This window comes from Staphylococcus cohnii species complex 1663 (assembly GCF_041008415.1).
Taxonomy (GTDB): domain Bacteria; phylum Bacillota; class Bacilli; order Staphylococcales; family Staphylococcaceae; genus Staphylococcus; species Staphylococcus ureilyticus.
Window position 1 is genome coordinate 17,925 of the sequence record NZ_JBFDVL010000010.1, and the last position, 13,661, is coordinate 31,585.

General features: G+C 31.2%; 13 protein-coding genes. 9 read left to right on the plus strand and 4 right to left on the minus strand.

Annotated elements, in window-relative coordinates; translation table 11 throughout:
- The first annotated feature begins 1 nt into the window (after position 1).
- Complete coding sequence (locus tag AB1J10_RS11295; protein ID WP_107365458.1) at positions 2 to 1,651, plus strand: peptide ABC transporter substrate-binding protein; 1,650 nt, start codon at positions 2 to 4, stop codon at positions 1,649 to 1,651.
- Between the two features lie 397 nt (positions 1,652 to 2,048).
- Here the strand turns inward: AB1J10_RS11295 and trpS are convergent, their stop codons facing one another.
- Positions 2,049 to 3,038, minus strand: a complete 990-nt coding sequence (gene trpS / locus AB1J10_RS11300; protein WP_046208056.1) for a tryptophan--tRNA ligase — start codon at positions 3,036 to 3,038, stop codon at positions 2,049 to 2,051.
- Positions 3,039 to 3,342: 304 nt separating this feature from the next.
- Between trpS and spxA the strand changes: the two genes are divergently transcribed.
- From spxA to pepF, 4 genes are all read left to right on the plus strand, one after another.
- The gene (spxA, locus tag AB1J10_RS11305; protein ID WP_369003121.1) at positions 3,343 to 3,738 is read left to right on the plus strand and encodes a transcriptional regulator SpxA; all 396 of its coding nucleotides are present in this window, start codon (positions 3,343 to 3,345) and stop codon (positions 3,736 to 3,738) included.
- A gap of 312 nt (positions 3,739 to 4,050) precedes the next feature.
- Positions 4,051 to 4,767, plus strand: a complete 717-nt coding sequence (gene mecA, locus AB1J10_RS11310; RefSeq protein WP_064209428.1) for an adaptor protein MecA — start codon at positions 4,051 to 4,053, stop codon at positions 4,765 to 4,767.
- 593 nt (positions 4,768 to 5,360) lie between these two features.
- Positions 5,361 to 6,362 (plus strand): competence protein CoiA, encoded by a 1,002-nt coding sequence (locus AB1J10_RS11315; RefSeq protein WP_070038085.1) that lies wholly within the window; start codon positions 5,361 to 5,363, stop codon positions 6,360 to 6,362.
- A gap of 54 nt (positions 6,363 to 6,416) precedes the next feature.
- The gene (gene pepF, locus AB1J10_RS11320) at positions 6,417 to 8,225 is read left to right on the plus strand and encodes an oligoendopeptidase F (RefSeq protein ID WP_064209426.1); all 1,809 of its coding nucleotides are present in this window, start codon (positions 6,417 to 6,419) and stop codon (positions 8,223 to 8,225) included.
- A gap of 712 nt (positions 8,226 to 8,937) precedes the next feature.
- On the opposite strand, the gene yjbH is transcribed toward pepF, so the two are convergent.
- From yjbH to AB1J10_RS11335, 3 genes are all read right to left on the minus strand, one after another.
- Positions 8,938 to 9,726, minus strand: coding sequence for a protease adaptor protein YjbH (yjbH, locus tag AB1J10_RS11325; RefSeq protein WP_064209425.1), 789 nt, complete (start codon positions 9,724 to 9,726; stop codon positions 8,938 to 8,940).
- Between the two features lie 16 nt (positions 9,727 to 9,742).
- The gene (locus tag AB1J10_RS11330) at positions 9,743 to 10,114 is read right to left on the minus strand and encodes a globin domain-containing protein (RefSeq protein WP_070038082.1); all 372 of its coding nucleotides are present in this window, start codon (positions 10,112 to 10,114) and stop codon (positions 9,743 to 9,745) included.
- A gap of 87 nt (positions 10,115 to 10,201) precedes the next feature.
- On the minus strand, positions 10,202 to 10,786 hold the full coding sequence (locus AB1J10_RS11335; RefSeq protein WP_046208062.1) for a CYTH domain-containing protein: 585 nt from the start codon (positions 10,784 to 10,786) through the stop codon (positions 10,202 to 10,204).
- Between the two features lie 189 nt (positions 10,787 to 10,975).
- Here AB1J10_RS11335 and AB1J10_RS11340 point away from each other — a divergent pair, with 189 nt between their 5' ends.
- Genes AB1J10_RS11340 through AB1J10_RS11355 form a run of 4 tightly spaced genes read left to right on the plus strand, consistent with a single transcriptional unit; the run spans position 10,976 to position 13,650 of the window.
- Complete coding sequence (locus tag AB1J10_RS11340) at positions 10,976 to 11,323, plus strand: hypothetical protein (protein WP_046208063.1); 348 nt, start codon at positions 10,976 to 10,978, stop codon at positions 11,321 to 11,323.
- A 16-nt stretch (positions 11,324 to 11,339) separates the two neighbouring features.
- On the plus strand, positions 11,340 to 11,975 hold the full coding sequence (locus tag AB1J10_RS11345) for a GTP pyrophosphokinase (protein WP_046208064.1): 636 nt from the start codon (positions 11,340 to 11,342) through the stop codon (positions 11,973 to 11,975).
- Positions 11,976 to 11,986: 11 nt separating this feature from the next.
- Positions 11,987 to 12,796 (plus strand): NAD kinase, encoded by an 810-nt coding sequence (locus tag AB1J10_RS11350; RefSeq protein ID WP_019469071.1) that lies wholly within the window; start codon positions 11,987 to 11,989, stop codon positions 12,794 to 12,796.
- Positions 12,796 to 13,650 carry an RluA family pseudouridine synthase gene (locus tag AB1J10_RS11355; RefSeq protein ID WP_070038079.1) on the plus strand — a complete coding sequence of 285 codons (855 nt, stop codon included), beginning with the start codon at positions 12,796 to 12,798 and terminating at the stop codon, positions 13,648 to 13,650. The genes AB1J10_RS11350 and AB1J10_RS11355 overlap by 1 nt, the downstream gene beginning before the upstream one ends.
- Positions 13,651 to 13,661 lie beyond the last annotated feature (11 nt).

A 13,661-nucleotide genomic window follows, 5' to 3' on the forward strand; every position in this document is an offset into this window, starting at 1 on the left:
TATGAAAAGGATTAAACTATTTATAGTTTTATTAGCTTTAACGGTGATTACAGCGGGATGTAGCAGTGCTGAAGGTATCTACTCGGACAAAGGACAAGTATTTAGAAAAGTGATACCACAAGATATTTCTTCATTAGACTCTGCACTAGTGACCGACACGGTATCTTTTGATTTATTCAATCAAGTCTATGAAGGTCTTTACACTTTGGATAAGAATGATAAAGCACAACCAGGTGTCGCTAAAGAAATGCCAAAGAAAAGTAATGGCGGTAAGACATTGACAATTAAATTGCGTAAGGATGCAAAATGGTCTAATGGGGATCCAGTTACTGCACAAGATTTTGTTTTTGCATGGAAACGTGTTGTCAATCCAGATACAGCTTCAGAATATGCTTACATAATGTATGACTTAAAAAATGCTGAAGACATTAATATGGGTAAAAAAGATGTTGATAAATTAGGTGTAAAAGCGTTAGATGACCACACATTAAAAATTGAACTAAATAAGCCAATACCATATATTAATGAAATGCTTGCATTTGGCACATACTTGCCACAAAAAGAAAAAGTTGTGAAAAAGCATGGTGAACAATATGCTACAACTGCAGATAAAACAGTGTTTAATGGTCCGTTCAAAGTTCAAGATTGGAAAGTAGAAGATAAAATTCAATTAGTTAAAAATGAAGATTATTGGGACAAGAAAAAAGTTCATTTAGACCGTGTAAATTATAAAGTGTTAAAAGACCAGCAAGCAGGAGCATCACTTTATGACACTGATTCTGTAGATGATACTACTATCACCGCCGACCAAGTGGATAAATATCAAGGAAATCCTGGTTTGAAAAAACGTTTGTTGGCTAGTACGTTCTATATGAAGTTAAATCAAGATAATGTACCTGAATTTAAAAATAAAGATATGCGATTAGCTATTTCGCAAGCGATTGATAAAGAGGGGTATGTGAATTCTGTAAAAAATAATGGATCAAAAGCGACAGATGGGTTCACAGCTAAATTAACGGCAGAAACACCTGACGGCAAAGACTTTGCCGAATCTATAGATTCACCACTTGCATATAATCCGACAGCAGCTAAGAAACACTTAGAAAAAGCGAAAAAAGATTTAGGTGTGAAAGAATTGACGTTTACCATGAATACTGAAGATACACCAGATGCAAAGATTTCAGCAGAATATATTAAAGCACAAGTAGAGAAGAATTTACCAGGTGTCACTTTGAAGATTAAACAATTACCGTTTAAACAGAGAGTAAATCAAGAACATTCTGAAACATTTGAAGCATCGTTATCAGGTTGGGGGCCAGATTATCCAGATCCTCTAACATTCTTGGAAATTATGACAACAGGTAATCCTTCAAATAATACCGCTTGGGGTAATAAAAAATACGACCAACTCGTTAAAGATGCGAATGGTAAATTATTGAAAAAACCTGAAGAACGTAATGCAGCGATGAAAGAAGCGGAAGAATTATTACTCAATGATGCACCTGTAGCACCTATATATCAAAAAGGGGAAGCACATTTAACCAATCCACAAGTCAAAGGTTTATTCTATCACCAAATTGGTGGTGATACTTCGCTAAAAGAAGTAAGCATTGATAAATCAATTGACCGTGAAACTGGTAAAAAGAAATAAAATAAGTGAAAAATGAAATTTGAGTACAACTTATTGAAATAATGAAAATACGTCACTTTCTATGTCATTATATAGAGAGTGGCGTATTCTTTGATATCATACATTTTTAATCCTTGTTAAATAATTACTTTCCAACAGAAGAACTGACAATAAATGATTATTGATATTGTAAGAGCAAATTGATATATTTCAAAAATTACGGTGTTAATGTAGCATTCATCAACTAAACAAAATTGTAATTTGCTAAAATCACGTGGATAGTTGTAGAAGGAATGATGAAATCGGGGGGCACAACCAGATTAATATATGTATCGAAAGTTGAAAAAACAGACTAATCCTTTAATTTGGATTGGTCTGTTTTAGAATGAGATGTATGCCAATTTTTTTGATTTTTAGATTATCTTTTTCGACCTAAGCCCATTGCTTTTTCCATTTTTTTTAATGTTTTAAATGAAGCTTTTTGAGCTTTCTCTCTACCATTATCTAAAATCGTATCTAATTCATCTGAGTTGAAATAATACTCATATTTTTCTTGGAACTGAACTAAAAAGTCTTTTACAATTTCAGCTAAATCTGATTTAAATTCACCATAGTTAGAATCTTTATACTGTGTTTGGAGTTCATCAATTGTTTTATCAGTTAAACTTGAATAGATAGATAATAAATTTGAAATGCCAGGCTTATTGTCACGATCAAATTTAATAATACCATCTGAATCTGTTACTGCGCTTTTTATTTTTTTAGCGCCAACATTGGGTTCATCTAACAATGAGATATAATTTTTTTGGTTATCATCACTTTTACTCATTTTTTTCGTTGGGTCTTGTAAACTCATAACACGACCACCAACTTTTGGCATGCGTATTTCTGGTTTTACAAGAACATCGTTGTAACGTGAATTGAATCGGTCTACTAAATTTCTAGTTAATTCAATATGTTGTTTTTGGTCGTCTCCAACAGGAACGATGTTTGTGTTATAAATAACGATATCTGCTGCCATTAATGGAGGATATGTAAGTAAGCCAGCTGGTATACCTTCCGTTTGTTTTACTGCTTTATCTTTAAATTGTGTCATGCGTTCTAATTCACCAATAGATGAAATAGTTGTTAACATCCAGCTAGCTTGCACATGCGCTGGCACTTCAGATTGTATAAATAATGTTGATTTTTCTGGATCAATGCCTGAAGCTAAATAAATTGCTGCTAGTTGTCTTGTTTGTTTACGTAGTTTTAATCGATCTTGTGGAATTGTAATTGCGTGTTGATCCACGATGCAGAAGAAACAATCATAGTCTTCTTGGACTTCACCAAATTGCTTCAACGCACCAATATAATTACCAAGCGTTGGGATGCCGCTAGGTTGGATACCAGAAAATAAAGTTTCCATTTTTTGATGCCTACCTTTTTAATAATTTAATTTATCTACTTTAGTAATAGTATAACAGTATTTCAATCATTTGTAAGTTATGTTAAACTGTATACATATCAATATTTCTAACTAAATTGATTGGGAATTAAGCTTATTTGAAAATTTTTAAAAAAATTAGAGAATTCTCATTTAATTTTAATGTTGATAGGGTATACTTTAATTGTAAGGTTAAGAGAGGTAAAAATGACTTAGTAATTTCTTAATCATATAAAAATTGAAATCTAATGAATTTATATTCATGAAAAATAGGAGAGTGAGATGTATGGTAACATTATTTACTTCACCAAGTTGCACATCTTGCCGTAAAGCGAAAGCATGGTTACAAGAACATGACATTCCGTATACGGAGCGTAACATTTTTTCAGAACAATTAACAATTGATGAAATTAAACAAATTTTAAAAATGACTGAAGATGGAACAGACGAAATCATATCTACTCGTTCTAAAACTTATCAAAAATTAAATGTAGATATTGATGCTTTACCACTTCAAGACTTATATTCAATTATCCAAGATAATCCAGGTTTATTAAGACGTCCGATTATCTTAGATGATAAACGTTTACAAGTTGGTTATAATGAAGATGAAATCAGACGTTTTTTACCTAGAAAAGTACGTACGTTCCAATTGCAAGAAGCGCAACGTATGGTTGATTAATTTATAAATAGAGCGATTAAGCCATAAAGTAATGTTATTGTGATGTTGCTTTGTGGTTTTGTTGTGTTTACCATAACAGATAAATGTATACTTACGTCAAACAAATCGATTATTCGATTGTGAATAATTATTGACTAAATTCAAACAGCACTCTATAAAAAGTGCTGTTTTTTGGCCTTTTATAAGGGTATATGTTATTATAAGAGACCAAATAGAAAATAGTAAAAATTAATCAAACAAATTAATTGTAATTCTTACTACGTTCTAATACAATAATGATTACTATTCATCGACTGTAAGGAGTGAGATGATATGAGAATAGAGCGAGTTGACGATACTACCGTTAAACTATTTATAACATATAGTGATATAGAAGCAAGAGGTTTTAAACGAGAAGATTTATGGACTAATCGCAAACGTGGAGAAGAATTCTTTTGGAACATGATGGAAGAAATCAATGAAGAAGAAGATTTTGTTGTTGAAGGTCCTTTATGGATTCAAGTACATGCTTTTGAAAAGGGCGTTGAAGTAACAATTTCTAAATCTAAAAACGAAGATCTTATCAATATGTCTGATGAAGACAATGACCAATTAGATCATCAAGTTAATGATTTATTATCACAAACATTTGATCAAGATGATAGTTTAGAGGATTTATTTGAACAACGACAACAACAAAAAGAGACACAACAAGATCAAGAACGCAACAAACGTAAGCCGCAAAATACACGTACTGTTATAGTTAGATTTAATGACTTGGAAGAAGTAATTGATTATGCTTACCATAATAATCAAAGAACAGATGAGTTTGAAGATTTATTATATAGTTTTAATAATGTATATTACTACGCTGTTCACTTTGATGAAACAGTTGGACAAGAAACAATTAACGATAGTTACAGTCAATTACTTGAGTTCGCATATCCTACTGATAAATCAGAAGTATATTTAAACGATTACGCAAAAATTATTATGAGTCATAATGTCGCTTCACAAGTACGTCGTTATTTTCCTGATACAACAGAATAACTACGATAAAGAAACTAATATAAATTATTATCAACAATGATTATGATTTGATTAGTAGATTAATTTGAGACTGACAGTCTGGGACATAAGGTTCTTGGACAAATGAAAAAAGGCAATTTCTATTGAAATCATATAGAAATTGCCTTTTTCTGTATTGTTTTAAAATAAGTCATTTGATTCTGTGAGAGCTACATCATTCAGATACCATTATTGATCTTTTTCTATTGTACGACTAGAGCATACAGATTGGGTGTCTACATGTAGAATAATTGTTAACATCATTTTGGTTGATATAAGACGTTGTTTTTAAAGTATTTTAATGTGAAATTACGTATGAATACGTTGTATTTTGGTGAGGTACTGAAGGAACAGGATAAGCTGAAGACTGCAGTATGAAGCTGTTTTCTAAGAAAGCAAGTCAACAATACGAAGTATTGAATAATAAAGAAGCGCGCAGATAAATTGAATTAAATCATCTGCGTGCTATTTTTCTAGGATTTATGTCTCAGATTCTTTATGTAATAACAAGGTGATTTCTAAATAAAGTATAGTAATTTGATGGCTTATCACGTGTAATTAAATGAGGTGAAGAAATGTTATACGCGAACAATAATCGAAATCAGGCCGTTTGGGCAAAAGATGCGATAAAAAATAAGCATTATCGTTGCCCATTTTGTAAATGCAAAGTGATATTAAAAAAAGGAACATACAATACACCTCATTTTGCGCATATCCGTAATAATCGTTCATACTGTCATAAAAATGAATCACAAGAACATTTTAATTTAAAATACCATATTGCTCGTGAGTTAAAAGGCTTAAATCACAAAGTTAACATCGAACCTTATGTACCACAAAGTTACCAATATCCTGATTTAATCATTGATGATGAAATTGTATTAGAAATACAATTTTCAAAAGTAACGACAGCATGTATTTCAAAACGCAGTAAAACTTTACAAAATGCTGGGTATAAAGTGTATTGGATAACAAAAAAAGTTAAATATAATAAAAGTAATAGTGTTTTGTATTTATCAAAATACGAAAGAAATTTTATTAACATTCATAATAGATTATTATTATCGTGGGATACAACACATAAAATTCTTTTTGGTTATAAAGTGATTAATTTTTTAGGAGGGCAACAATTTATTGCCAAAAGGCATTGTATGACATTTGCACAATTAATTAATCAAATTCAAATAGAGCGTGTTTATCATGCGCCAACACAGCCCTTAAAATTATCCAAAATTGCTATAAGCACTTATTTGAGAAACTGCCGTAAAACACACTCAGTTTTAGAACCAAGTTTAAGTGTGATGTATAATTTAAAATTAACGGATGCATGGGTAAATAAATATATAGGTATAATTTACCCAGAACAAATTTATATTAAGTCACATCCTGTGTATTGGCAATTACAACTTATATATTTGTGGCGTACACACACTTTTAACATGACACGATTTAAACAACTGATAGAATTAAATCATTTTTATAATGTTGAAATAGATAAAACGCAAATAAGCCATAGCGTTGTTCAAAAGTTCAAACAATTCTATCATAATCATGGGTGTTATAGCGTGCAAAAATAATCATGACATGAGAAAATTATACTAATAGACTTTATAGGAGGTTTACTAGATATTATGACACAACAATTAACAAGAGAAGAGCAAGAACGTAAATATCCAGAATATACTTGGGATTTATCTACCATTTTTGAATCTGACAATGCTTTTGAAGATGCATTTAAAGAAGTAGAAAATAATATCGGCAAAGAACAACAATATGTCGGTCACTTAGCTGATAGCTCATCTACACTATATAATGCATTAGCACTAGAAGATGAATTAGGTTCTAAGTTAGAAAAAGTATATGTATATGCACATTTAAAACAAGATCAAGATACAGCGAATGATAAATACACAGGTTATGAATCTAGAGCACATCAATTAATTATAAAATTCAGCTCAGCATGGAGTTTCTTAGTGCCAGAAATTCTACAAATAGATGAAGCAACGATACAAAAATTTATTGATGAAAATGATGATTTGGAACGTTACAAATTTGATTTAAAATTAATTAATGAAAAAAGACCACATGTATTGAGTGCAGATAAAGAAAGATTACTAACTGAAGCACAAGATGCATTGTCTACACCTGACAATGTGTATGGCATGTTTAGTAATGCGGATTTAGAATTTGAAGATGCGATAGATAGTGAAGGCCAACGACATTCATTAACACAAGGAACATTCATTAAATGTCTGGAATCAGATGATCGCGTATTACGTCAATCTGCTTATGAAAATTTATATAAAGCATACGGTGCTTATAATAATACACTAAGTGCGACGCTCGCTGGAGAAGTTAAGAAAAATGTTTTTAACGCTAGAACACATAACTATAAAACAGCAAGAGAAGCAGCGTTAAGTAATAATCACATTCCAGAAGCTGTATATGATAATTTAGTGAAAACAGTTCATAAATACTTACCTTTACTTCATCGCTATACTAAATTGCGCAAAGAACTATTGGGCTTAGATGACATGAAAATGTATGATGTTTACACACCACTTGTTAAAGATATTAAATTTGAAATGCCGTACGAAGAGGCTAAAGATTGGATGTTGAAAGCATTACAACCGATGGGTGAAGAATATATGAAAGTTGTAGAAGAAGGATTAAATCATCGATGGGTAGATGTCTTTGAAAATAAAGGTAAACGTTCTGGAGGTTATTCATCAGGTGCACACTTAACAAATCCGTTTATTTTACTAAATTGGTCAAATACTGTTTCTGATTTGTATACTTTAGTACATGAATTTGGTCATTCAGCACATAGCTACTTTAGTCGTCAAAATCAACCATCTAATTTAAGTGATTACACTATTTTCGTTGCAGAAGTTGCATCGACTTGTAATGAAGCACTATTAAGTGATTATATGGATAAACATTTAGATGACAAGCGCAGATTATTACTATTAAACCAAGAACTTGAACGTTTCCGTGCAACACTATTTAGACAAACAATGTTCGCAGAGTTTGAACATAAAATCCATCAAATAGAAGAAGCAGGAGAACCATTAACAGCTAACCGTATGAATGAAGAATACGCAGCGCTCAACAGAAAATATTTTGGAGATTCTGTTGAAACAGATGAAAATATTAGTAAAGAATGGTCTAGAATACCACACTTTTATATGAATTATTATGTGTATCAATATGCAACCGGATACAGTGCAGCTCAAAGTTTAAGTCATCAAATTTTAACAGAAGGTAAACCTGCTGTTGAGCGATATATCAATGAATTCTTGAAAAAAGGTAGTTCAAATTATCCTATTGAAATCTTAAAAAATGCAGGTGTAGATATGACAACTCCAGAACCAATTGAACAAGCTTGCCAAGTGTTCGAACAAAAATTAGACGCTTTTGAAAAGTTAATGAAAGCTTAGTATGAATGTATTCGTTTACAATATGACAAGTTTGTGACAAAGGAGATTTATTTAATTTTAAAGGTTGAAAGGTATATAACACCGTGTTATATTATATACATGAAATTAATCACATAACAAACATACCCCTTTGTTTGAAGTGAAAAATTTCTCCCATCCCCTTTGTTTAGCGCCGTGTAATCAGACACGGCGTTTTTTTTATGTTCATTTTTAAAGACTTTTATATGTATAAGAAATTGAATAACTATTCAGATATTTCAGCATATATTTTGACTGGAATTTTATATAAAACATGAATGTATATTGAAAATAATGATTAACAATTAGCAACTACTAAGCAAGTAATTGCAAGTATATATTATACAAAAAAGTGATTGAGTGATCATAACTAGGAATGATAAATAAAAATGCCAACTTCTTTAGTCCTCATATAGAAGTTGGCATTTCTTTACTTTTATGAAATTTTGTAATTCTATCTACTATGATATTTGCGTATATTCAAAATGTTTATTTAACTTTTATAAGTTTATGAAACATTTTCTAGATAAATCATTAACCTATATAAAATCTTTTAAAGTCATTTTATTTTGACTTATGCTTTTAGCTTTTGATTCGGAAAGTAAGCATGTTGTATGTCACAAGTTTTTAACCATAAAATATACTACGTTTTATGGTGCAGTATATTGATATAGATATGAACAAAATTAATATTTCAAACTTTTGACTTCCAAAATTTACCTTCTGGTGAGCTAAGTTTTTCTATTTTTTGCTGTAATGCTAATTTTTTCAGCTCTTTATTCAATAATTTTTCAGGCCATTCATAAATAGTCAGTAATTCTTCTTTGGTTACTAATTGTTGTTGATAGATGTAAGTTTCCAAACTTGGTGGGAGTTCTTTTTCAATCGGTGAACCAATCAGTTCGTTTATGATGTACGTATATATGTGATAAGGGTACAAGCCTTCGACTTTTAAACCTTCTTCATGAATATCTTCATTAAAGAATACAAGAGAGGGTGCTTCTTCAATTTCCATTTCTCGAGCGATATGCAAGTCAACTTGTAAGCTTTCCTTTAAAGCACTTTTATGTAAGTCTTCTTTAAAGACTTCATAATCAAGGCCAGCATTACTTATACAATTATTGACCATCTCTTCAGTGATAATATCTCGTTTTGGTATTATCTCATTTTGAACAAGATGGATAAAACGCTCCGCCCGTAATCGACCTTGGAGTTCGGCGGCCTTATAGGCAAGTGCAATATTATCTAAATTTGATGTACTTTGTGCTTGGCATTTTGTTAATACACGTAAAGAAGGGTTTAAAATATGTCTAATACTTATATATTGTTTATACTCAAGTCGTAATTTTGAAAGTATCGCAGACAATTTAAAGCACTCTTTACTGAATGGATCGAAAAAGGAATAAATTTCAATCTTACTCAAAGGTGAAAGATTTGCATCTTCACGACTATTAGCATTTATCAATTTTAATTCTTCAGCCATGTTTTTTCACCTACAATTAATTTTCGGAATTAACCATGTGATTCGCTATTAAACGTAATCGTTCATATAAATAATCCCCGACGCCTGCAGAAAAATCTGCTTGTTGAATAGCTTTATACATATTTTCAAGCCATGCGTCACGTTCGTATGTTGTTATTACAAATTCCAAGTGTCTTTTTTTTAACATAGGATGACCATGTTCTTCTGTATACAGTTGAGGTCCGCCTAAAAATTGTGTTAAGAATTGTTTTTGTTTTCTGCTTGTTTCTTCAAAATCTCCAGGAAACAAATGATTGATTCTATCATCACGTTTAACCATATCATAAAAATGGTCAATCATTTTAAATAAGGCGTCTTGTCCGATAACCTCGTAAGCTGTTTGAGTCATAGTATCACCATATCCTATTAATATAATACTAATATAACATGAATTTTTACATTTGGAAGTAATTCGACTTCTTAATATTGTGCGCAATTAACTGTTGTTTAATTTACGTTTGCGATTGAAAAATCTTTGGACTTTATTGTTTGGAATTTCATGATTGATATTAAATTGATTAAGAATCGATTTAAATTGAACTAATCCTTCATTATAATCATTTACTTCATATTCAAGTTCAAAGTCCTGGAAATCCAAGTAATAATTTTTATCTAAAACAAGTAGATTTCCGTTAATTTCTTTTTCTATACGTTCGGTAGTTAGGTCTCCTAAGACGATTAATGCATCAATATCTACGTCCATTTTTAGGAGTTGGTTTAAAATATCTTGGGGCAGATCCTGACTTTTGATGTGCTTGTTTAGTTTTGGTTCAACGATTGTATCGAAATTATACTCCATCAAACCAATTTCAGCTGGTACTTTTAACGTCATTTCGTATGCATCATCTTTAACGCGAATTCTCAAAGCTGATTGATGAGATTTTAAATCGAAATTTAATGTGTCGATGTAATAATTAGTTTGACTAAATGGTTTGATATTTAAAAAATAGGTGTTGTATATAGCTTGATAATCGTCTTCAGACAATAACTGTTTAAATTCAATTTCATTATTAGTTGCCACGCGTTACACTCCTTAAATATATATGATAATTCATTTTAAAGGACTTGTAAGTTAATTTAAATTAGATTGCATTATACGCTGAAAATTATTATATTTACGTTAAGTCAATTGATGACATAATAATAGTCATGTAACGTGTTATGTACGTCTTAATTATGTTAAAATAATGAAGAATAAGGAGGAACAAGCATGCGTATTTATGTGAATGAAATTAAAGTAACAGAAGATAGTTTAAAGTGTTATACAGAACAATCTACAGAAGGCTTACAAGAAGCAGGACAAATGCTTGTTGATAGTGATAATTATAGCTTTGCATATATCTTAGATGACGGCCAGTCGTATTCATATTTGATTTTTGTTCAAGAAACTTGGTCGATGCTACATGAAAATAAAAATAAAAAGATTATCGTTAATGATCATTTAGAACTAAAACAATTCGATAGAGAATTTAATTATATATTAGAAAATATTCAAGGTAATTCAAACTATGGTAAGGAGTTTGTTTCTGTTGTGGAAGATACTTTCGAATTAGAGTGAAGCGGAGTGAAGCACAATGAATCAATGGGATCAGTTTTTATCTCCATATAGACAAGCAGTTGATGAATTAAAAGTAAAATTAAAAGGGCTTAGAAAACAATATGATGTAGAAGATAATGCTTCACCGATTGAATTTGTGACGGGTCGTGTTAAACCTATGACTAGCATTATTGATAAAGCAAATAAAAGACAAATCTCATTTGATCGATTACATGAAGAAATGTATGATATAGCAGGTTTGAGATTAATGTGTCAATTCGTCGATGATATCGATATTGTGGTCAATCTCTTGAGACAACGTCAAGATTTCAAAGTAGTAGAAGAACGCGATTATATTAGTAATACAAAACAAAGTGGATATCGTTCATATCATGTAATTATTGAATATCCAATCGAAACACTTAAAGGTGAAAAGTCAATTTTAGCAGAAATTCAAATCAGAACATTAGCCATGAATTTTTGGGCAACAATCGAGCATACTTTGCGGTATAAATATGATGGAGATTATCCGCCAGAAATTCAGCACCGACTAGAACGTGCGGCTGAAGCAGCGTTTTTACTTGATGAAGAAATGTCAGAAATTAAAGAGGAAATTCAAGAAGCTCAAAAATACTATTCCAAAAAACGTGCTAAAAAGCATGATAATGACTAGGAGGTGCAATCATGCGCTATACAATTTTATCTAAAGGTGATTCTAAGTCGAACGCTTTAAAGCATAAGATGATTAATCACATGAAAGATTTTGAAATGGTTGAAGATACGGAAAATCCTGAAATAGTCATATCAGTTGGTGGAGATGGTACTTTATTACAGGCTTTCCATCAGTATAGTCACATGTTATCGAGGTGCGCATTTGTAGGGATACATACTGGACATTTAGGGTTCTATGCAGATTGGTTGCCACATGAAGTAGAGAAATTGATTATTGAAATTAATAATTCAGAATTCCAAGTTATAGAATATCCACTATTAGAAATTATAGTGCGTTATAACGATAATGGATATGAGACGAGATACTTAGCATTAAATGAGGCGACGATGAAAACTGAAAATGGTTCTACACTTGTTGTGGATGTGAATATTAGAGGAAACCAATTTGAACGCTTTAGAGGAGATGGACTGTGTGTGTCAACACCATCAGGTTCTACTGCATATAATAAGGCGTTGGGTGGTGCGTTAATACATCCTTCTTTGGAAGCGATGCAAATCGCCGAAATCGCTTCTATTAATAATAGAGTATTCAGAACGGTTGGGTCACCATTAGTATTGCCCAAACATCATACATGTCTGATTACACCAGTGAATCATGATAAGATTTTAACGACCATAGATCACGTCAGCATAAAACATAAAAATGTTAATGCAATTCAATTTAGAGTGGCAAATGAAAAAATTAGATTTGCTAGGTTTAGACCATTTCCATTTTGGAAAAGAGTACATGATTCCTTTATTTCAAGTGGAGACGATGAATAATGCAATTTACGTATATGATTAGAGACCTTCAAATGCTAAGAACTTTTTTACAGGAGCAAGGGTATTCTAAGAATACAATTAGCGCCATTAAGCATAATGGCGCTTTAATTGTTAATGGACAAGCAGAAACTGTGCGTAAGCAATTACAGAACGGCGATATAGTGGAGGTACATTTAGGTTACGAGACAGCTAGTAATAATTTAATCCCATTCAATAAGTCTTTAAATATTTTATATGAAGATGCATACTTATTAATCGTTTCTAAAAAAGCTTTTCAAAACTGCGCACCATCAAGAGAACATAAACATTTTAGTTTAGCTGAACAAGTTCTAGGTTATTTTAAACAATCAGGACAAAACATCGTACCGCATATTGTCACTAGGATTGACCGAAATACTTCAGGTATTGTTGTGATTGCTAAACATGGTTTTTTACATCATCTGATGTCAAACATACACATTGATAAAACCTATTTATGCGTATGCTATGGTGAATTGCAATCACAAGGAATCATAGATGCACCTATTGCTAGAGATCCTGCTAGTATTATTACAAGACAAGTCAATTCAAATGGTAAACAAGCAAAAACAAAATATAGATGCTTAGACCATAAAAATAATTACAGTTTATGTGAAGTTACTTTATTAACAGGCCGGACACATCAAATTCGCGTCCATCTTCAGCATATAGGACATCCTATTGTGGGTGATGATTTATATGGAGGAGAACATTCGTATTTTAAACATCAGTTGTTACGATGTTTTAAAATATCTTTTATACATCCAATCTATGATCAAAAGATTGAAATACAAGATAAATATGATGCAATAGAAAACATATTTAATATGATATAATTTGAGTAACT